Genomic DNA, 21,956 nt, shown 5'->3' with positions numbered 1-21,956 from the left:
CGACGTTCTCATCAGCTCGTTGAGGGTAAAAGAAAAATTCATACTCCATCAATATACAGTATAAAATAAATGATTAGATTGCTAGTCATGGGATTTTCATTTTTTATGCCTTGTTTTTTATATAAATATAGTGTTTTATGTGGCCGAGGTTCTGTTTGCTGAACAAGTAAACTGTGACGGCAGTCGAAAAAAACAGCAATCATAAGAGAAAGAACTGATTGATTTTATTGTTGCAATTATTTGATTTATAAAGACAAAAAAATAAATGTTTGCTACCAACGATCAAAAAACGGCTGGTGATAGTTATTTTTGATTAAAATGGTGGGACTTATCGGTATAATTGATTTGCTTACGAAAAATTGATAGTCAAAATACTGCGCTACGAAATCTGTAAAGAGCTGTATCAAAATATTAGCCAGGCTTATGTCTATAACTATCATTAATATAACTGATTAAGCTAATTCTCTTGATTCTATTATTTAGGTCTGCACACGGCGATATAATGGAGGCTTTATGCTGTCGTTTTTATGGCTATGAACCTGTCCTGCAGAGCTGGATAGTTTTTTCATTCATCCTTTCTACTCTCCGGAAATGTGCCAACCCTGAAAATCCATACGAGGGGAGTTATTACCGGGATTTTTCGTCTTCAGTGATGCGATTTGTTCGATCAGGACCGTTCCGGGCCTGAGGAGAGTGTTATTGTGTATGAAATTATAATAACCCTATTAATAGTACTCTTAGGGATTTCTTCTGCAAGGAGCCGCAAATTCCAGGAAAAAGCTAACGCGGAACAAAAAAAGCAGGACTTCCTGAACATGGTGTTCTTTGCCGCCGAATACAGCCCATCATCCATTATGATCGCTAATGAAAGCTGTGAAATCGTGTACGTGAACCGGCAGTTCACCGTGATGTCGGGTTATGAAGCGGAAGAGGTGATCGGGCGCAAGACGAATATATTAAGTTCCGGCATGACCAACGCCAGCGTGTATGAGGAACTGTGGTCCACCCTGAATAAAGGCGAGATTTGGAACGGCGAGTTTATTAATCGTAAGAAAAACGGACAGTTATATTGGGAAAAAGCCAGCATTGTTAAAATATATAATAAAGCCAGCGATGCGGTTCAGTATGTCAGCATAAAAATGGATATCACTGAGCGCAAGACTCAGGAACACCATGACAACTCCTACAACCGCGCGCTGGAATTGCTGTCGAGCGGCGCGCCGCTGAAGGACATTCTGGATGCGATCATCTTCAGCGTAGAGGAGAAAAACCCCGGGAGAATTGTCTGCTCCGTTCTGCTGGTTGACAAGGAGAAGAAGTGTCTGACCCTTGGCTCGGCTCCCAGTCTGCCCGGTTTTTACAAGAACGCTATCCATAATGTAAAAATTGCCGATGGCGCCGCCTCGTTTGGTTCGGCCGCCTACTCCGGCAAGCGCGTGATTGCGGAAGATATTTCCACCCATCCCCATTGGGCGTTGTATAAAGGCCTGGCGTTGTATGCCGGCTTGCGTTCCTGCTGGTCTGAACCTATTTTCGGGCAGAATAAGGAAATTCTTGGGGTGCTGAGCGTGTATCACCGCAAGGTTTATTCTCCGACAGAGGACGAAATCGCTTCGATTGAGAAATCAGCGCAACTGGTGGCGGTGGCGATCGAGCGTTATCGGGCGATTGATATGCTGCGTCGCAGTGAAGAGCATTATCGACAACTGGCGCACTACGACTCCCTGACTTCGTTGGCCAACGGGCTGACTTTTGCCGAGCAAATGGAGCAGGCTATCCAGCTGTCTCGCCAGACCCATCGCAAGATCGCGTTAATGTTCCTCGATTTGGATAAGTTCAAGCAGATTAATGATACCTTCGGTCATGCGACCGGGGATTTGCTGTTGAAGGAAGCCGCGGCGCGTATGCGAGGCGCAGTGCGTGAAACAGACACGGTGTACCGCCGCAGCGGCGATGAATTTATTATCCTGCTGCAGGGGATCAAAGAGGTCGAGAACACGTTGTATGTCGCGGACAAGATACATCATGCCCTCAATGAACCGTTTTATATTGAGGGCAAGAAGCTGGATATTTCATGCAGCATCGGGATTGCGCTGTATCCGGAACACGGTACGGATTCGCTGACGCTGGCTATCAATGCCGACGCGGCGATGTATCAGGCGAAGGCTCTGGGACGAAGCCAGACCCAGATCTATCATGACTTGAACACCCACCAGTAAACGCCGATTCGCGTTATCTTTCCCGCAGCGCTTCCGCCCGAGCTTGCCGAATCGGTTTCAACAGATAGCTGAGCAACGTTTTCCTGCCGGTAATGATATTCACATTGGCGGCCATGCCGGGAAGAATCAGCAGCGGCTTGTCGATACTCCCCAGATAGTTTTTCTCCGTACGCAACCGAACAAGATAAAAGCTGTTACCGGCCTGATCGGTCACCATATCCTGGCTGATCTGATCGATATACCCCTTTAGCCCGCCAAATGTGGTGTCGTCATACGCAGTGAACGTCATCATTGCTTCCTGTCCAGGGCGCAAAAACGCCATATCCTGCAGCCTGACCCGCGCTTCGATCAGCAGCTTGTCATCCAGCGGCGTGATTTCCACCAGCGTTCGGCCGGGAGAAATCTGCCCGGTAGTGGCATCGACCAGAATGTATCTGATAATGCCCCGCACGGGAGACACCACCAGCGACAGCTTATCCGCCTTGTTTTCACCGGCGTCAGACGTGTTCGTGTTGGAAGACTGGACATGCTCCAACCTCATCAGGGGCTCGCCGACATTGACGATCTGCCCTTCGCGGATATACATGTCGCTGAGTTCGCCCGTTTCCTGCGCCTGAACCCGATAGCGCTGCGACTGGCTGACCGTTTTCCCTGTCGCATGCACCACCTCATCAATTTCGGCAACCGCCGCCCAACCGACCAGAAAGACCGCAAAAGCCAGCATGATCCAGATCGATAGTCGGATGATGCGGGGCGTATCTTCCACCAGCGCCTGACCCACGTCCGGCAGCGCCTGAGGATCCTGCGGGTGATGGCTGGAGAAATACGCGTTAAGATGTTGCATGAACTTAGCGAGACGCATTGATCTGCCCCTTCTTTAATGCATCCAGCACAATGGCTTTGGGACCATCGGCGATAATGCGTCCTTTGTCCACGATCACCAGCCTATCGACCAGCGTCAACATGGAAACCCGGTGTGTCACCAGCAGCAGCGTCTTGTTGACGAGACAGGTTTGCAGAGCCTGTTTAAACCGGTCTTCGCTGCTGTTGTCCATGGCGCTGGTAGGTTCGTCCATCACCAGAATCGGCGGATCAAGCAGCAGCGCGCGTGCAATAGCTACCGCCTGCCGCTGGCCGCCCGACAGTTGCATACCCCGTTCGCCCACCTGCAGGTTATAACCGTCCGGGTGCAACCGGGCGAAATCATTCACGCCGGCGATATCCGCCACGCGCAGCATCGCGTCGTCTTCTACATAGCGGGCGCCGCAAATCAGGTTGTCCCGCAGCGTACCGCTGAACAGTTGGATATCCTGCGGCACATAGCCGATGTGGTGACGTACATCGGCGATATCGAGCTGACGGGCATCCACGCCGTCGATCAGCAGGTTGCCGTTGGTCGGTTGATAGAGGTTGGCGATCAGCTTTTCCAGCGAACTTTTACCAGAGCCGGTACGACCGATAATGCCGACTTTTTCGCCGGGTCGGATCGACAGATTGATATCAATCAGGGCGCGATTCTTCTGTTCCGGATAACGGAAGGTGACATCACGAAACTCGATACTGCCCTGAATGCTTTCCCGTTTTAGAGGGTAGGGCTGTTCGCCTCGCTCCTGCGGTAATTCCATCAGACGTTGGGTTTCTTCCAGCGTCAGACGCGTCTGCTGATAGCGGGTAAACAGTTCGGACAGCGGCCCCAGCGTCATCAGCGCCCGGCTGTTTAGCAGATAACAGGCGAACAGCGTGCCCAGGGTTAGTTGGTTGTCCAGCAGCAGATATACCCCTGAGACAATCACCACTATACCGGCGAGATGCTGACATGATTGCGTCAGATGGGTGGCGATGGCCGATAACGTTTTCACCCGCGAGTCCAGCCGGCTGATGTCGCCGCTGATTTGTTCCCACTGGCGCTGGCGTTCGCCTTCCGCATTATTAATTTTGACGGCATCCAGCCCGCCCAGCGTTTCGGTCAGCAGCGCTTGTCGTTCGTCTGTCAGACGCCGGGAATGGACCAGCGCCGCCGTGATCGGCTTTTGCAACAGTCCGTTGATCAGCAGGACCAGCGGCAGCGTCAGCAATGGTATCCAGACCAGCGGACCACCCAGCATGCCGAGCAGAATCAGCATCAGCAGCGTGAACGGAAAGTCGATCAGCGTTCCCAGCATCAGCGACGATAACGTATCGCGCAAGGCCTGAAATTCCCGTACCCGGTGCGCCACCGCGCCGGTCCGGGCCGGAAAGGCCGACAGCATCATGCCGGTCAGGCGTTCAAACAAGGTGGCGGAAAGGATAAGGTCGGTCTTTTTCCCGGCGATATCGACGCAAATGCTGCGTAATACCCGCAGGATAAGGTCAAAGAGTAAGGCAATGCCGACGCCGGAGGCCAGCACCCACAAGGTGGTTGTGGTTTGATTGGGGATTACCCGATCGTAGACCTGCATGACGAACAGCGGGACAAACAGCGCGATGATATTAATCAGCAGGCTGGCGACCACGGCATCCAGATGCAGACTGCGCGATAGCTTCAGCGTGTCCCGGAACCAGGCCTTGCTTCGCGGCAGCAAGGCTGTCGGAGCGGCTTCGAAGCGATGAGCCGACTGGGCGAACATCACCAGCCCCAGATAGTTTTGCTGCAACGTATTGTGGTCGACCGTAATTTCGCCGCCTTCGGTTTCACCTGTCATCAGGCGGGCGTTGCCGTCTGCCGTCCAGCCCAACAGGATGGCGGCGCGCCCTTCGCGCAGTAACAGCATGGCGGGCAGCGACATCGCCGGAATGGCGTTCAGCGAGCGTTTGAGTATCCGGGCCCGTAAACCGGCGCGAGCCGCGGCGCGCGGCAACAAACTGGCGGGCAAACGCAGGTCTTCAAGCGGTAGCCCTGCGGTCAGCGTAGCGCGGCTGGTCGGCTTTCCCTGCAGCCGACACAGAACCAGCAGGCTGTCGAGCAAAGGGTCGTCGTGGCGGATGCGGGGATCCTGATGTTGCGGGGAATGATGATAATCCTCGCCGCCCGGTGGCTGCTCATGGTGTGTATTCATGTCGCTGCGCGTTCCTTAGCCATCGTGACCGCCTGCAGGCAATGCGATCACAGATAAAAAATAGAAAAAAGTGAGCAATATGGCCTGATTTTGTTGTTTTTTCAGGTTTTGACTGGCAAGCATTATTCATGGCGAACCTTGCCGGACGCAACCTTTCATTTCAAGGCCGCCTGTCGGAGTCATGCCGGGTTTGAGGCCGTCCCGTCGATCCGCTCTGGCTGGAAATCATTCATGGCGGTCAATATAACTGACATTTTGATACGACATAATACGTTTGGTAATCAGTAAGCTGATAATGCTCTGCACGCGATTCAACCGGTCGTAAAACGCGGAGCTCGGGCAGAGAATCACGTGGATAGCTTGCCCGGCGGTGGTGAAAATGCCATGCTGGTGGGTGGCCTGACGTGATGTGCCGATGAGGGATCGCGAGCTTGTTCAGGCCCCGTCGTGCGGTAGGTAGTATGCCCGTGCGGCGGCACTGATTCCACCCGACAGATGGCAGGCGGTGCGTCAACGTGTCATTCGGATCGGATGGAGAAGATGGGTTTCGATGCCGGCACTCCCTGGCAGAAGCGTGCGTGCGCGTTGAGACGTGCTAGCGTGGTCGTCCTCTGCTGGTGGCCGGACGTGCGATTATCGTGCGCGGTAACATCTGAAATCCTAATCAGGAGTAGAGAGCCGCCTTGCCGGGTGAGTTCTCTTTTGCAAATAAAAAAGGGCTTGGTATGTTTTATATTTTGCGTGACAGCAACGGCCATCTCATCAGGGTAGAGGAATCGCCGTTTCCCGAAATGAACGGCGAACTGCCGGATGGTTCTGTTGAAGCAATGGCGTGGCTGAATAATCAGCAGGCTATTCTGGCTAACATCGAGCGACTGCGCAGCAGCGATCTGGAAATGGTGCGTGTACTGGAAGATCTGATTCAGGTGTTGATCACCAAAGGTCAGATTAACATCACGGATTTCCCGGCGGCTGCACAGCTTAAACTCATCAACCGGGCACAGGCGCGTGAAGCGTTGGGTGATCTGGATTCGCTAATCCGCGAAGATGAGGACAAAATATTCTGATGTTGAGAAGTACTGACAAAACGGCTTGCCAGTTAACTTGCAAGCCGTTTTTTATTGGCTCGGCAGAGTGTTACCTATGAGCGCCGGTTGGCGGCGATCAACGCAGCTTGATGAGCAAGGCGACTGAATAATGATGAAAGACGAAAAAAGTATGGATTTCGGCGCGCTGGTGTCGGAAACACGTAATCCGGCGTCCATGAATCTGGATCAACTGTCTACGCTGGAGATGGTGTCATTGTTCAATCAGGAAGATCACCGGGTGCCGGAGGCGATCCGTGACGTTTTGCCGGCGATAGCTCAGGCGGTGGATGCCGCTGCTGGCTGCCTGAAGACCGGCGGACGAATTATTTACCTGGGGGCCGGCACCAGCGGCCGTCTTGGCGTACTGGATGCGTCGGAATGTCCGCCTACCTTTGGCGTGCCGCATGGCCTGGTAGTGGGATTGATTGCCGGCGGCCCCGGAGCCTTGCTGAAGGCGGTTGAAGGCGCTGAAGATGACCCGGCGTTAGGCGAAGCGGATTTGATCGCGCTGACGCTAACCGCTCAGGATATGGTTATCGGCCTTGCTGCGTCGGGGCGAACCCCCTATGTGATTGGCGGCTTGCGCTATGCGCGTGCGTTGGGCTGTCGTACCGCCGCCATTTCCTGCAACCCGCATTCGCCGATTGCGCAGGCTGCGGAGATAGCCATTTCTCCGTTGGTGGGACCGGAAGTGTTGACCGGCTCCACCCGGCTGAAATCCGGCACGGCGCAAAAACTGGTGCTGAACATGATTTCCACCGGCGCGATGGTGCGCTTGGGCAAGGTGTATCAAAACCTGATGGTGGATGTGAAAGCCACCAACGTGAAACTGGTGGATCGCGCCTGCCGTATCCTGATGGACGCCACCGGCGTTGATCGGGATACCGCGCAGCGCTGTCTGACGCAGACCGATTATGAGGTTAAACCGGCGATAGTGATGGTGGTGACCGGCTGCGACGCGCAACAGGCCAGACAGCGGCTGGCTGAGAAAGACGGCTATCTGCGCGATGCGCTGGGCGTGGAGAAGGCCTAATGCCATCAGCACTGATTCGAACCACCGGAGCACGAGCATGTTGAATTTATCGCCGACGGCCATGCGCGTTGTGTTCTTCGATCTGGACGGCACATTGCATCGTCAGGATCTGTTCGGCAGTTTTCTGTGGTTCTTGATCCGCCATTTACCGTTGAATTTGTTGCTGGTTGTTCCTTTGTTGCCTTTGCTGGCGGCAGGATTGACCATCAATGGTCGCGCCGCTCGCTGGCCGGTTAGTCTGTTGCTGTGGGCGATCACGGCGGGACGGCGTGAAGCGCGGCTGCGACAGCTGGAGCAGGCGTTTGTGGTCTGGTTCCGCCGGCGGGTCACTGCTTTTCCTCTGGTTCACCAGCGTCTGGAAGGCTATCTGGCCGACAGCCGGTCGCAGGTCTGGCTGGTGACCGGTTCGCCGCAGCGGCTGGTCGAACAAGTCTACCGCGATGCGTCGTTTCTGCCTCAGGTCCAGTTGATCGGCAGCCAGATGACGCGGCGCTGGGGCGGTTGGGTGTTGAGCCTGCGTTGTCTGGGGCACGAAAAAGTCGTGCAGATGGAGCGCCGACTGGGGGCGCCGCTTGAGCTTTACAGCGGCTACAGCGACAGCCAACAGGATAATCCGCTACTCTTTTTCTGTGCGCATCGCTGGCGCGTGACGCCGGCCGGTCATCTGCAGCAACTGGAATGACTCGCCGCCGCTGGCATGTATAATGCGCGCCGCACGTGATGAGGGCGGAAGCCAAGAGGAATGATGAGTAATCCAATGGATGATGAATTCTGGATGCGTCATGCACTGACGCTGGCGCAACGGGCCTGGGACGAAGGCGAGGTGCCGGTCGGCGCCGTGCTGGTGCAGGGAGATAAGATCATCGGCGAAGGCTGGAATCGCCCGATTAGCCGGCACGATCCCACCGCCCATGCAGAGATCATGGCGTTACAGCAGGGCGGACAGGCGCTGCAAAACTACCGCCTGTTGGATACCACGCTGTACATCACGCTGGAGCCATGCGTGATGTGCGCCGGCGCCATGATTCACAGCCGCATCAACCGGCTGGTATATGGCGCGGCTGACGCCAAGACCGGCGCGGCCGGTTCACTGGTGGATATCCTGCGCCATCCGGGCATGAACCATCATATCGCCATTACCGACGGGGTCCTGGCGGATGAGTGTTCTGACCTACTGAGCCGTTTTTTCCGTATGCGCCGTCAGCAGCAGCGTGACGCGCGCTCCGCCGAACGGGACTCGTCCGACTGAGCGGCCGTGCGTCAGCGGGAAGGATTGGCGGTTAACTGTTCCGGCGGTACGGCGGGATAAGCGCTGGCGGCCAGTTGCTGTTGTAACGCCCGGCTTTCTTTCTCCGAAAGATACCCGACCAGACTAACCATGTAGCGCCGGATGTTTTCCACGTAGTTGTAAGCCTCCTGACCGCGGGCGTAACCGTTGGGGGTCTGGGCGTAGTAGCGTTTCTGGCTCAGCATCGGCAGGCGTATTTTGACGTCGGCCCAACTGTCAGGATTCCCTTTCTGTTTTTCCGTCAGTTTGCGGGCATCCATCATATGGGCGTACCCCATGTTATAGGCGGCCAGCGCAAACCAGATGCGTTCGTCCGTCGGGATGGTGGCCGGCACCTGCTGCATCATCTGATTCAGGTATCTGGCGCCGCCGCGGATACTTTCTTCCGGGTTGAGTCGATCCGCCACATCCAGGCTTTCTGCGGTATTGCGGGTCAGCATCATCAAACCGCGCACTCCGGTCGGCGAGGTTGCCAGCGGATTCCAGTGCGACTCCTGATACGAAATGGCCGCCAGCAGTTTCCAGTCGATTTCTCTGGCGTATTTCTCGAACAGCGGACGCAGGCCCGGCAGGGTATTGTCGATGGCGCTGAGGAAGGTGGTGGTATCCACATAGTCGAACTCGCCGACATGCCCGAGGTACTTCTCTTCCAGACGGGCGAGGGTGCCGTCTTCCATCATCTGGCTGAAGAAGTCGAGCAGCGCGGCGGAGAGGCTATCGTCATGGTTTTGCCGCATATACCAGGTGACCGGCTCTTCGTCGCTGAGGTCGAACGACACCGCCAGCTGTGGGTGAATACGCTGCATCAGGCCGATGTTTATTGAGTCGGCGATGGTGTAATCCAGTTTTCCTTCCGCCACCTGTTTTAGCAGGTCCAGCTCGGACAGGTCGGTGGCGACCTCCCAACTTAGCTGCGGGTATTTATCGGCTTTGAAATCGCGCAGCGTGGCGGCGTGCGCCGAGCCGGACAACACGGTCAGCTTGCCCTGCAATTTGTCCAGCGCGCCGGGGCGAGCCGTACCCATGCGATAGACCAGTTGCTGCGACACCGAATAATAGGAAGGGCCGGCCCGGAAACGGCTCAGGCGCTCCCGGTTGTAAATCAGACCGGCGGCCAGCAGGTCGGCATTGTCGTTATCCAGATCGCTAAATAAGTCGTCGACGTTTTGGCGCACCGATACCACCAGCCGCACGCCGAGGTAGTCGGCGAACCGTTTGGCCAGTTCGTAGTCCAGTCCGGTGGGGGAACCGTTGCTGAGCGTATAGGTCAGCGGAGAGGTCACGGTGCTGATGCGCAGCTCGCCACGTGAAAGGATTTGCCTTAGCTGAACATCCTGGTGACTGCGCCAGGGAATATTTGGCCACAGTGCCAGCGTCAACAGCAAAGCGATCACCCCGATGAAAACATAATTTATCGTTAAACGCTTCAATGAGTTGTCTCTCGGCGGCCGGTTGGCCTGTCTGTCTGTAACGGCAGTTTCTTATGCATCTGTCCCAGAGTCGGGGGGCATTTTGCTTAACAAACCGCCAGTGTGCAACTTTTATTAGTTTGCCTACTGTTTGACCGCAAGGTGCTCTCAATGTTTAACAATCGCTACGCAAACGGTTTCGTCGCGCGCCACTATTCTCTATAATAGCGCGCGTTTCCCCCCTGTAGCGCCCTGACGCACTGTCTCCGGTGCCTCGAAGACGAGAGAAATTTAGATGATGGAAATACTGCGTGGTTCACCCGCCTTATCGGCTTTTCGTATCAATAAACTGTTGGCCCGGTGCAAGGAGTATCACCTGCCCGTCAGCGACATTTATGCCGAATACGTCCACTTCGCCGATGTGAACGCTCCGCTAAACCATGAAGAACAGTCACGACTGAGCCGACTGCTGAAATACGGCCCTTCTCTCGCAGAGCACGAGCCTACCGGGCGGCTGATTCTGGTGACCCCGCGTCCGGGCACCATTTCTCCCTGGTCTTCCAAGGCGACCGACATCGCGCACAATTGCGGTTTGCAGAAAATCCGTCGTCTGGAGCGCGGTCTGGCGTTTTACATCCACGCGCCGACGCTCAGCGATGCGCAGTGGCGGGAACTGGCCGCGCTGCTCCATGACCGCATGATGGAAAGCGTGTTTGACGACCTTCAACAGGCCAATCTGCTGTTTTCCCAGCATCAGCCGGCTCCGCTGAAACGGGTGGAAATTCTGCTGCAGGGCCGCCCCGCGCTGGAGGAGGCCAACCTGCGTCTGGGTCTGGCGCTGGCCGACGACGAAATGGATTATCTGCTGGATGCTTTTACCAAACTGGGACGCAATCCGACAGATATCGAACTCTACATGTTCGCGCAGGCGAATTCCGAGCACTGCCGTCACAAAATCTTTAATGCCGATTGGATCATCAATGGCGAGACGCAGCCGAAGTCACTGTTCAAGATGATCAAAAACACCTTTGAGCATACGCCGGACTATGTGCTGTCTGCTTATAAGGATAACGCGGCGGTGATGGAAGGGTCGGCTGTCGGCCGTTTCTTCCCTGATCCGCAGGGCGCTTACGGCTACCATCAGGAAGACGCGCATATCCTGATGAAAGTGGAAACGCACAACCACCCGACCGCCATTTCACCGTGGCCGGGCGCGGCGACCGGTTCCGGCGGCGAAATCCGCGATGAAGGCGCCACCGGGCGGGGGGCAAAACCAAAAGCCGGTCTGGTGGGATTCTCAGTATCCAACCTGCGCATTCCGGGCTTTATCCAGCCGTGGGAGCAGGATTTCGGCAAGCCGGACCGTATCGTCAGCGCGCTGGACATCATGACCGACGGTCCGCTGGGCGGCGCGGCGTTCAATAACGAATTCGGCCGTCCGGCGCTGACCGGTTATTTCCGTACTTATGAAGAAGCGGTGGACAGCCATAACGGCGTTGAAGTGCGTGGTTATCACAAGCCGATCATGCTGGCGGGCGGCATCGGCAACATTCGTGCCGATCATGTGAAGAAAGGCGAAATCAGCATCGGCGCCAAGCTGATCGTGCTGGGCGGCCCGGCAATGAACATCGGTCTGGGCGGCGGCGCGGCGTCTTCTATGACCTCCGGCCAGTCTGACGCGGATCTGGATTTCGCCTCGGTACAGCGTGATAACCCGGAAATGGAGCGTCGCTGCCAGGAAGTGATCGACCGCTGTTGGCAGCTCGGCGAACAAAACCCCATTCTGTTTATCCATGACGTCGGCGCCGGCGGCCTGTCCAACGCCATGCCGGAACTGGTTAGCGACGGTGGTCGCGGCGGCCGTTTTGAGCTGCGCGATATCCTGAATGACGAACCGGGCATGAGCCCGCTGGAAGTCTGGTGTAACGAGTCGCAGGAGCGTTATGTGCTGGCGGTAGCGCCGGAACAACTGGCGCAGTTTGATGAAATCTGCCGTCGTGAGCGCGCGCCTTATGCGGTCATTGGCGAAGCCACGGAAGAACAGCATCTGACGCTCGGCGATCGCCATTTCAACAACAAGCCGATCGATATGCCGCTGGACGTGCTGCTGGGCAAAACGCCGAAAATGCTGCGTGATGTTGAGCGCAAAGACGTGGAAGGCACGCCGTTGAATCGCGAAGGTATTTATCTGGCGGACGCGGTTGAACGTGTGCTGCACTTGCCGGCGGTGGCCGAGAAAACCTTCCTGATCACCATCGGCGACCGTACGGTAACCGGGATGGTGGCGCGCGATCAGATGGTCGGGCCGTGGCAGGTGCCGGTGGCGGACTGTGCCGTGACTACCGCCAGTCTGGATAGTTATTACGGTGAAGCCATGTCCATCGGCGAACGTGCGCCGGTGGCGCTGCGTAATTTCGCCGCTTCGGCGCGGCTGGCGGTCGGGGAAGCGCTGACCAACATTGCAGCGACGCATATCGGCGACCTGAAACGGGTGAAACTGTCCGCCAACTGGATGGCGGCGGCCGGGCATCCGGGCGAGGACGCTGGTCTGTATGAAGCCGTGAAGGCGGTAGGTGAAGAGCTGTGTCCGGCGTTGGGGCTGACCATTCCGGTGGGCAAAGACTCCATGTCGATGAAAACCCGCTGGCAGGAAAACGGCGAAGACAAATCGGTAACGGCGCCGCTGTCGCTGGTCATTTCCGCCTTTGCCCGCGTGGAAGACGTGCGTCATACCGTCACGCCGCAGTTGCGTACCGACAAAGATAACGTACTGCTGATGATCGATCTGGGCGCCGGGCATCACGCGCTGGGCGCTACGGCGCTGGCGCAGGTTTATCGCCAACTGGGTCGTAAAACCGCGGATGTGCGTAATCCGGCCCAACTGGCGGGCTTCTTCAATGCGATGCAGGCGCTGGTGGCGAATCAGGCTCTGCTGGCTTACCACGACCGTTCAGACGGCGGCCTGCTGGTCACGCTGGCGGAGATGGCGTTTGCCGGGCATTGCGGCGTCAAAGCCGACATCGGTTCCATGGGCGAAGATGCGCTGGCGGTGCTGTTCAACGAAGAACTGGGCGCGGTTATCCAGATCGAAGCTTCCCGCCGTGCTGAAGTGGAACAGGTACTGGCTGAGCATGGTCTGGCGGATTGCGTGCATTATCTGGGACAGGCGGAAGTCGGCAACCACTTCATCATTCATAGCGGTAACGATGTGGTGTATCACGAAAGCCGCACTACGCTGCGCAACTGGTGGGCTGAAACTACCTGGCAAATGCAGCGTCTGCGTGATAACCCGCAGTGCGCCGATCAGGAACATCACGCCAAATCCGATGACAACGATCCGGGGCTGAACGTGGCGCTGACCTTCGATCTGCGCGAGGACATTGCCGCGCCGTTCATCAGTCGTCAGGCGCGCCCGAAGGTGGCGGTACTGCGCGAGCAGGGCGTCAACTCTCATGTGGAAATGGCCGCGGCGTTCCATCGCGCCGGGTTTGACGCCATTGATATTCATATGAGCGATCTGCTGGCCGGTCGCCGTGACCTGCAGGACTTCCAGGCGCTGGTCGCCTGTGGCGGTTTCTCTTACGGCGATGTGCTGGGCGCCGGTGAGGGCTGGGCGAAATCAATCCTGTTCAACGATCGGGTGCGTGATGAATTCGCCGCTTTCTTCCTGCGTCCGCAAACGCTGGCGCTGGGCGTATGTAACGGCTGTCAGATGATGTCCAACCTGCGTGAACTGATTCCGGGGGCGGAGCACTGGCCGCGTTTTGTGCGCAACAAGTCAGACCGTTTTGAAGCGCGTTTTAGCCTGGTGGAAGTGACCAACAGCCCATCGCTGTTCCTGCAGGATATGGCCGGTTCCCGTATGCCGATCGCCGTATCTCACGGCGAAGGCCGCGTAGAAGTGCGTGACGACGGTCATCTGGCTGCGCTGGAACAGCATCAACTGGTGGCGTTGCGTTTCGTTAACAACTACGGTCAGGTTACGGAAGATTACCCGGTTAACCCGAACGGTTCGCCGAACGGCATCACCGCGGTAACCAGCGTCAGCGGCCGCGCTACGGTGATGATGCCGCATCCGGAGCGTGTGTTCCGTACGGTCAGCAACTCCTGGCACCCGGAAGAATGGGGCGAGGACAGCCCGTGGATGCGTATGTTCCGTAACGCACGCCGTCAGTTGGGGTGATGCGATAAAGTAATGCATTGATAATAAAGGGGCTTCGGTCCCTTTATTTTTTGTCTCAAATCAGCGACAACGCCGTATTAGCATGTCGCTAAAAGGTGACATTTATCTATTTGATTTTTAATGGTTGTTTTTGTTACCCATCAGGATGTCTTTTTTTAGCGACAAAAAGCTAAATTTCCGCCGGGTTGAAGGGCCTGCCGGATCGTTGCTGCGATAATTTTGGGTATGGTTATTTTATTTTTATTTGTATTTCAGTGTCTTGTTTTATTTTATTGATAATTGGCACGGTAAGTGCATAATAGCGTCGCTGCTCATTCAACTGGTTATGATGGCATGGTGAACGTCATATTCATGCTCATAACACCCGGAATGATGCCAAAAGATAAGGTGCCTATCGTCCAGCTTTATTGATAACTGCCTTCGGGCTTTATCGCACATCGGGCGACACGTTGAGTGAGGCACCGCCTATTCAGAGACCCGGTCAGACAGTTACTGTGTGACCGGGTTTCGCTTTTTGGGGCCGCCGCTTTTGATCTGTTCGACACTATTTTGCGAGCCGACTCATGCTTTGCGGCCGGATTTTGCATTGCTGCACGGCATGATTGCGTGCGATTTTCCGCGATCCTGACGGTCTGCTTTTGAGGTGATGCGGATAACGCGTACAATGACGCGTTATTGCGAGCGATATATCAGGCGGACTGTTCTGGCAGGTAACGATATGATTTCGTTGAAACGTTGGCGTTTTTTTCCACGCTCTTTGCGGCAGTTGGTCATTATGGCGTTCCTGCTGGTTTTGTTGCCGCTGTTGGTGCTGGCTTATCAAGCCTACGAGAGTCTGGATCACCTCAGCGAACAGGCCGCCGGAATCAATAACACCACACTGGCCGATGCCCGGCGTAGCGAAGCCATGACCAGCACCGCCGTCAGCATGGAGCGCAGCTACCGCCAGTTTTGCGTGCTGGGGGATCAAACCCTATCGCAACTGTATCAAAACCAGCGCAAGCAGTATTCCCAGATGCTTGACGCCCATGCGCCGATTCTGCCTGACCCTTCCTATTATCAAAATCTGCGGCAATACCTGACGCAACTGACGGATATCCGTTGTCAGAATAACGGTCCGGCGGCGGCATCCGCCACGGTGCTGGATAATTTCTCCCGCACGAATGCCCAGATGGTGCAGGCAACCCGCGAAGTGATTTTCTCGCGCGGGCAGCAGTTGCAACAAGACATTGCCGAGCGAGGCCGTTTTTTCGGCTGGCAGGCGCTGGTGTTGTTCCTGGTCAGCGTGCTGCTGGTGATGCTGTTTACCCGGATGATTATCGGGCCGGTGAAAGGCGTCGAGCGCATGATCAACCGGCTGGGAGAAGGCCGTCCATTGGGACGAATCGCCAGTTTCAGAGGGCCGACGGAAATTCGTTCTCTGGCGCAGCGAATCATCTGGCTGAGCGAGCGGCTGTCCTGGCTGGAAGCGCAACGTCACGAGTTTTTGCGCCACTTGTCCCATGAGTTGAAAACGCCGCTGGCGAGCCTGCGTGAAGGTGCCGCGTTGCTGGCGGACGAAGTAGTCGGCACGCTGACGGCTGACCAGAAAGAGGTGGTGGCGATTCTCGATAACAGCAGCCGCCATCTGCAGCAACTGATTGAACAACTGCTCGACTATAACCGAAAACTGGCGGATGCGCCGGCCGGGCTGGAGCAGGTGGATATCGACGATATCGTCAATATGGTCGTATCTGCTCACAGCCTGCCGGCGCGTGGCAAACTGATGCAAACGCATATTGAACTGGATGCGAAGGCGTGCCGGGCGGAAACCACGCTGTTGATGCGGGTGGTGGATAATCTCTATTCCAATGCGGTGCACTACGGACTGGAATCCGGTAACATTTGGATCCGCAGCCGTCAGGTCGAGGGCCGGGTTCAGATCGATGTCGCCAACAGCGGCACTCCGATTCCTGAATCGGATAAAAGCATGATATTCGAGCCTTTTTATCAGGGAACTCACCAGCGCAAGGGCGCAGTAAAAGGGAGTGGCCTGGGATTGAGTATTGCGCAGGATTGCATCCGCCGTATGCAAGGGGAGCTGAATCTGGTCACGGTGGATTACGCCGATGTCTGTTTCCGTATTGAATTACCATTGAACACTGAGAATTAACCATGATTGCACGGTTGTTAAGCCTCCTGTCGTTACGAGGTCCGGTGATGTTGTTGTCCGGCCCGGAGGCGGTTGCCGCGCTGAAAAAGCTGCTGATCCTGCCGTGGCTATTTTTGATGGCTGTTTTACTGGCTGGCTGCGCTCAGGATAACGACAATACCCCCGCCGAGCGGCGAGGGACAGAGATAGTCAGTCCGCCTAAAGAGCAGGTGGCGGATTACCGCACCATGTCCTGTGGGCGGTTGTGGCAACTCCATAACACCGATGCGATGAACAACGCGTTGTACTGGTTACGTGTGATGGATTGCGCTTCACGCATGACGCCGGCGCAGGCCCGGCAGCAGACGTTGTTGGTGGGAGAGAATGACTGGAGCGGTTTGTTCCGTCAGGCCATCTTGCTGGATAATGCCGAAACCACAGTGCAGGAGCGCCGCCAGATTATTGAACAACTGAACCGTCATCGGCTGAATGTGCCGCTGACGTTGCTGCCGCTGTTTCAGGTCTGGCTGGATAAACAGAACCTGATGTTGACCCTGGCCGATGAGCGCCAGCGCTTCCAGCGCACACAGGAAAACAGCGACAAACAGCTGGAAGTTATGCATGAACAGCAGAATCAGTTGCAATCCCAGTTGGAAGCCACGACGCGTAAACTGGAAAATTTGACCGATATCGAACGTCAGCTCTCATCGCGTAAGCCGGTTCAGGGCGATTTGCCGGATGGCGAAGGGCGTCGGGCGGTAAAAAGCGGTGAAAGCGAAACGCCGCCCGCTGTGGTGAAAAAAGGAATGAAAAGCGAATGACCACCCGAAAATCCGCCAGCCTGCTGTTAGTGGATGATGATCCCAGCCTATTGAAATTACTGGGAATGCGCCTGACCAGCGAAGGGTTTACCGTCACCACGGCAACCAGCGGTCAGGACGCGTTGCGGTTGTTGCTGCGGGAAAAAATCGATCTGGTGATCAGTGACTTGCGCATGGATGAAATGGATGGGTTGGCCTTGTTTGCCGAAATCCAGAAAAATCAGCCGGGAATGCCGGTGATTATCCTGACTGCGCACGGTTCTATCCCTGAAGCGGTGGCGGCAACGCAGCAGGGCGTATTCAGCTTTTTGACCAAGCCGGTTGATCGCGACGCGTTATACAAAGCGATTGATGATGCGCTTAAGCTGTCGCCGCCGGCAAGCGATGAGAGCTGGCGCGCAGCGGTAGTGACGCGCAGTCCGATTATGCTGCGCCTGCTTGAACAGGCCAAAATGGTGGCGCAGTCGGATGTCAGCGTATTGATTAACGGTCAGAGCGGCACCGGGAAAGAGGTGCTGGCGCAGGCGATTCACGCCGCCAGCCCCCGGGCGGGAAGGCCGTTTATCGCCATCAACTGCGGCGCATTGCCGGAACCTTTGCTGGAATCCGAATTATTCGGTCATGCCCGCGGGGCCTTTACCGGCGCAGTCAGCCAGCGCGAGGGGTTATTCCAGGCGGCGGAAGGCGGTACGCTGTTTCTGGATGAAATCGGCGACATGCCGCTCGCGTTGCAGGTGAAGCTGTTGCGCGTATTGCAGGAGCGTAAGATCAGGCCGCTGGGCAGTAACCGGGATATAGACATCAATGTGCGGATTATTTCCGCCACCCATCGTGATTTACCTAAAGCGATGGAGAAAGGGGAGTTTCGTGAGGATCTTTACTATCGCCTCAATGTGGTGAATCTCAAACTGCCTGCGTTGAATGAGCGAGCTGAAGATATTCCGCTGTTGGCCAACCACTTGCTGCGTGAAGCGGCGGCACGACACAAACCCTTTGTACGCAGTTTTTCGACGGACGCCATGAAACGCCTGATGGCGGCCAGTTGGCCGGGCAACGTGCGGCAACTGGTCAATGTGATTGAGCAATGCGTCGCGCTGACCAGTGCGCCGGTAATTGGCGATGCGCTGGTGGAACAGGCGCTGGAAGGGGAAAATACGGCGCTGCCTACGTTTGCCGAAGCGCGTAATCAGTTTGAGCTCAATTACCTGCGCAAATTACTGCAGATCGCCAAAGGTAACGTGACACAGGCGGCGCGCATGGCGGGGCGAAACCGTACGGAATTTTATAAATTGCTGGCGCGGCACGAACTGGACGCCAACGATTTTAAAGAATAGTGTTAAGTTATTGTGAATTGCATGGCCGATCATGATTTCGCCGTGCTGGCTCTGGCCGCTACATAGTGATGATTAGGATTTCACCATGAAAAAAATTGATGCGATTATTAAACCATTCAAACTGGATGATGTACGCGAAGCGTTAGCCGAGGTTGGCATCACCGGGATGACGGTCACGGAAGTAAAAGGATTCGGACGCCAGAAGGGCCATACGGAGCTGTATCGCGGCGCCGAATACATGGTGGATTTTCTGCCGAAAGTGAAAATTGAGATCGTGGTGTCCGACGATATCGTTGATACCTGTGTGGAAACCATCATGAGCACCGCGCAGACCGGCAAGATCGGCGACGGCAAGATCTTTGTCTTTGATGTAGCTCGTGTAATCCGTATCCGCACCGGCGAAGAGGACGAAGCCGCCATCTGACAGCGGTCGTGTTTTTCGTGTTTCGGAAAGACAAACAGCCAGCCGCTAGCGGCTGGCTGTTTTGTTGTCAGCCTTAAACCACCTCCTGGGGGAGGTGGCGATTGTGGCATCAGACTGGCAATCCGTCAGGGGAGTGTCGGCGTCCAGTCGCCCAGTACTTTGCTCTGGGTGTACTCTTTCGCCTGTGCGTCGGTCAGTTGCCGACGGTCTTTGCTCACCGCCGCTCCCGCACCATAGGATTTGTACTCGAAGAAACGGGAATCTTCCGGATTGAACCAGATGGTATTGCCGTCTTTGTCCTTGCCGGACATCTTGTCCCAACCATAAATATGGTTATCCATACTGGTGTTCAGGAAAACGGTCTGACCAATAGCGTTCGGATCCGCGTAACGGCCATCAGAGAACGTTGTTGTCGGATGCCAGGGGCGACCCAGCCCGTAGCTTTTTGCCGGTACCGAATCGCTTTCCCGAATCACGCGGCTGTTGGTGATCACCAGACCATACTTCTGATTGATGTTGGTGCTGGGCGCAGTCAGGTAACCGGAGATACCGCCGCTTTTCACATCAGCGCGATAACGGGAAACCAGATCGCAGTTGTCGAACAGCGCGGTGCCGTCGCCAAAGATAAAGTCAACTGTGCCGCTGATACGGCAATCGGAGAAGAAGCTGCGGCCGCCGGAAACATACAGCGTGTCCTGATAGCCGATCAGGCTGACGTCTTTGAAGTAGGCGCGGTCGCCGCTTTTGTTGACGTACAGCGCTACCGCCTGCGTATCCTTGATTTTACTGCTGTCGCTGTCGCTTTTGGCCTGATTGGCCGGGAAATCAAAGTCGTTGCGAATGGTCAGCGATTGGGCGCTGAAATCCTTGGCGCTGATGGTGATGGTGCTGCTGCCCGCCGTTCCCCATTTGCTGCCGTCCGACTTCAGGGTGCCCGCCGCCGTAGCGGCGGCAATGACGGCACCGCTACGGCTTTCGCCTTTCAGGTGCAGGTTACTGCGGGTAATCGTCAGGCGTTCGTTATAGACGCCGTTCTTGATCAGAATGACGAACGGCGTACTGCCCGCCGGGGCGCTGGCAATCGCGTCGGCAATGGTTTTGAACGTTTTGCCGTCGCTGGCGGATTTTGACACCACAGCGTTGTAGGTTGTCGCTGCCTGTGCCTGATGTACGCTGGCGGCGATAATCAGCGACAGCGCGAGGGTTCCTGAGATCGTTTTTAACATACACATATTCCTTTAGTGGTGGATGACAGAGGTCCAGGTGCTTCATGCACGAGTAACGTCCTATAAAACCTATTTCACAGCATTACCGACCAGTCGGTTGCAGCTTGCCCGCCAGTTCCCGCAGCGAAGGCGTGGCGCTGATCTGGTCGGCGACTATCGTCGCGACCGCCTGCGCGCCTTTCTGCTGGAAGTGGGTGGTGTCGGGCTGAGTCAGGCTGCCTGCCTGGTCGCGGTAATAGGGGTAACGTTCCGGGTCTACCGCTAGCCAGTATTGCTGCCATTGCTGGCCGTCGCCCTGATTGGCCAACGCCAGCGTCGCGGTTTCCACATCCAGCAGCGGCACTTTGTTCTTGCTGGCCGTATCGCGGATGGTCTGCGTGTAATCGCCGATAAAGGCATAACCGCCGGCTTTGTTCTGTTTTGTCAGGTGGCTGTGGACCGCCGGTGTCCCGTTCTTTCCTTCGGCGTTTTTGACGCGCGCCGTCGGGGTCAGCAATACCGGTATCATCCGATGCGCCCGCGCGTAACGAATGTAGCGTTCCAGTGAGATCTGGAAAGACATATCCGGTTTGCCCTGCGGGTATTGCGGCTTGCCGTCGGCGCTGTTGGGGTAAGTACAGAGGTTGGCGACATCCGCCGCGCCGCGAACCGCTTTCTGGCTATCGCAGTTCTGATCGTTGTGCCCCATACCGATAAACAAATAATCGCCCGGCCGCATGAAAGGCTCCATCTGGCGGAACCAGCCTTCGTAGTAGAAATCGCGTGAGCTGCGTCCGGAGCGGGCGCCATTCACGACGGCGATCTGACTGCCGGGGCGGAACTGCTGTTCAAATACCTGTCCCCATCCCATCCGGGGGAAGCGTGCTTTTTCATAGGTTGCCGCGGTTGAATCGCTGACGATGAAAATTCGGGTACGCGCCCGCTCAAGCGCTTTGCGATGCTGACTGGCGCTGGTCAGGTCCAATGGCTCGTAACTGCCGGAGGCATTCAGCCCGATAATCGGACGAAACGCGATGTCAGTCAGCACGGTGTGGCCGGCCTGGCCGCTGTCATTGTGGTAATTGCGGGCATGATTGATGACCTGCAAAACCTGGGTAAAAGCCGGGGTTTGCGTATCCGGATAGGTTAACGGGTCGAACTGGGCGGGAACGGTGATACCGGCCTGCTTCAGCGCATCGTCGAAACCGGCATGGAATTCGCGGTAGGCGGTTTCCCAGGATGCGGCCGACAATGCCGGCAAGGCAGTGGCATCGATCAGTTGCTGCGGGCCAATATAGCCCGCTGACGCGGCAACGTCAGACAGAATGCGATCGGTCAGCGGATTGATATTAATGTGATTTTCATGACCATCACGTAATTGTGGAACCAGCGCGCTCAGGCAGACGGCGCGAAGCTGGTTGCTGGCAAGACAGTTTTGCCCGCCAGCTTCGATGGCGGACAGGCGCAGAGGCGTAACCAGCGAAGATACGTCGGCATAAAATCGCCCCTGAATGTCGGTTTTTACTTTGCGCTCTACGCCGCGCTGGTCTTTGATCAGCAGCGTGGCGGGAAACCGTATGTCGCGGTAGGCCACTCTGCCGCTAATCAGGGTGTTGGGCGCCAGGGTAGCGACATTGAGTGTCGGGTTCGAGGGGGTAACAGATGTTTCCGGAGCGGTGCTTTCAGCCTGCGCAAAAGAGATGGGCAGACAAAGCAGGGAACCGAGAAAAAGGGTACGTTTCCAGGTAATTATTAGCATGATGATGACCTCTTCTCCCTGCGATTG

At 56.0% G+C, this 21,956-nt stretch carries 15 protein-coding genes; 10 read left to right on the top strand and 5 right to left on the bottom strand.

Annotation, left to right across the window (positions count from 1 at the left end; all coding sequences use genetic code 11):
* Positions 1-701: 701 nt before the first annotated feature.
* Positions 702-2,219 (top strand): bifunctional diguanylate cyclase/phosphodiesterase, encoded by a 1,518-nt coding sequence (locus tag CPA59_RS16745; protein ID WP_038666731.1) that lies wholly within the window; start codon positions 702-704, stop codon positions 2,217-2,219.
* Between the two features lie 13 nt (positions 2,220-2,232).
* On the opposite strand, the gene CPA59_RS16740 is transcribed toward CPA59_RS16745, so the two are convergent.
* Positions 2,233-3,081 carry an HlyD family efflux transporter periplasmic adaptor subunit gene (locus tag CPA59_RS16740; protein WP_038919882.1) on the bottom strand — a complete coding sequence of 283 codons (849 nt, stop codon included), beginning with the start codon at positions 3,079-3,081 and terminating at the stop codon, positions 2,233-2,235.
* A complete protein-coding gene (locus CPA59_RS16735) occupies positions 3,068-5,254 on the bottom strand; it encodes a type I secretion system permease/ATPase (RefSeq protein WP_107760149.1) in 2,187 nt (728 codons plus the stop codon). The genes CPA59_RS16740 and CPA59_RS16735 overlap by 14 nt, the downstream gene beginning before the upstream one ends.
* Before the next feature lie 725 nt (positions 5,255-5,979).
* Between CPA59_RS16735 and CPA59_RS16730 the strand changes: the two genes are divergently transcribed.
* The 4 genes from CPA59_RS16730 to tadA all read left to right on the top strand — a co-directional run bounded on the left by CPA59_RS16730 (position 5,980) and on the right by tadA (position 8,624).
* On the top strand, positions 5,980-6,321 hold the full coding sequence (locus tag CPA59_RS16730) for a tryptophan synthase subunit beta (RefSeq protein WP_038921083.1): 342 nt from the start codon (positions 5,980-5,982) through the stop codon (positions 6,319-6,321).
* A 130-nt stretch (positions 6,322-6,451) separates the two neighbouring features.
* Complete coding sequence (gene murQ, locus CPA59_RS16725; protein WP_255412239.1) at positions 6,452-7,375, top strand: N-acetylmuramic acid 6-phosphate etherase; 924 nt, start codon at positions 6,452-6,454, stop codon at positions 7,373-7,375.
* A 37-nt stretch (positions 7,376-7,412) separates the two neighbouring features.
* Entirely contained in the window at positions 7,413-8,057 is a 645-nt protein-coding gene (gene yfhb / locus CPA59_RS16720) for a phosphatidylglycerophosphatase C (protein ID WP_255412238.1), read from the top strand.
* Positions 8,058-8,120: 63 nt separating this feature from the next.
* Positions 8,121-8,624 carry a tRNA adenosine(34) deaminase TadA gene (gene tadA / locus CPA59_RS16715; protein ID WP_038919879.1) on the top strand — a complete coding sequence of 168 codons (504 nt, stop codon included), beginning with the start codon at positions 8,121-8,123 and terminating at the stop codon, positions 8,622-8,624.
* Between the two features lie 11 nt (positions 8,625-8,635).
* Here the strand turns inward: tadA and mltF are convergent, their stop codons facing one another.
* Positions 8,636-10,093 (bottom strand): membrane-bound lytic murein transglycosylase MltF, encoded by a 1,458-nt coding sequence (gene mltF / locus CPA59_RS16710; protein ID WP_107760147.1) that lies wholly within the window; start codon positions 10,091-10,093, stop codon positions 8,636-8,638.
* 277 nt (positions 10,094-10,370) lie between these two features.
* Here mltF and purL point away from each other — a divergent pair, with 277 nt between their 5' ends.
* The 5 genes from purL (at position 10,371) to glnB (ending at position 18,965) form a co-directional block, all read left to right on the top strand.
* Positions 10,371-14,255, top strand: a complete 3,885-nt coding sequence (gene purL, locus CPA59_RS16705; RefSeq protein WP_107760874.1) for a phosphoribosylformylglycinamidine synthase — start codon at positions 10,371-10,373, stop codon at positions 14,253-14,255.
* 718 nt (positions 14,256-14,973) lie between these two features.
* Positions 14,974-16,407: a sensor histidine kinase KdpD gene (locus CPA59_RS16700; protein WP_107760145.1), complete on the top strand. Its 1,434-nt coding sequence runs from the start codon at positions 14,974-14,976 to the stop codon at positions 16,405-16,407.
* Positions 16,408-16,409: 2 nt separating this feature from the next.
* Positions 16,410-17,207: a two-component system QseEF-associated lipoprotein QseG gene (gene qseG, locus CPA59_RS16695; protein ID WP_038919876.1), complete on the top strand. Its 798-nt coding sequence runs from the start codon at positions 16,410-16,412 to the stop codon at positions 17,205-17,207.
* On the top strand, positions 17,204-18,541 hold the full coding sequence (gene glrR, locus CPA59_RS16690) for a two-component system response regulator GlrR (protein WP_038666757.1): 1,338 nt from the start codon (positions 17,204-17,206) through the stop codon (positions 18,539-18,541). Before qseG ends, glrR begins: the two co-directional genes overlap by 4 nt.
* 85 nt (positions 18,542-18,626) lie before the next feature.
* Entirely contained in the window at positions 18,627-18,965 is a 339-nt protein-coding gene (gene glnB / locus CPA59_RS16685; protein WP_013318986.1) for a nitrogen regulatory protein P-II, read from the top strand.
* Between the two features lie 125 nt (positions 18,966-19,090).
* Here the strand turns inward: glnB and pemA are convergent, their stop codons facing one another.
* Entirely contained in the window at positions 19,091-20,191 is a 1,101-nt protein-coding gene (gene pemA, locus CPA59_RS16680; RefSeq protein WP_038919875.1) for a pectinesterase PemA, read from the bottom strand.
* 82 nt (positions 20,192-20,273) lie between these two features.
* Positions 20,274-21,929 (bottom strand): pectin acetylesterase PaeY, encoded by a 1,656-nt coding sequence (gene paeY, locus CPA59_RS16675; RefSeq protein ID WP_107760142.1) that lies wholly within the window; start codon positions 21,927-21,929, stop codon positions 20,274-20,276.
* Positions 21,930-21,956: the final 27 nt, after the last annotated feature.

This window comes from Dickeya sp. Secpp 1600, from assembly GCF_003049805.1.
Classification (GTDB): Bacteria; Pseudomonadota; Gammaproteobacteria; order Enterobacterales; family Enterobacteriaceae; genus Dickeya; species Dickeya fangzhongdai.
The sequence above is the reverse complement of the archived record's forward strand: the minus strand, read 5'-3'. Positions and strand labels throughout refer to the sequence as shown.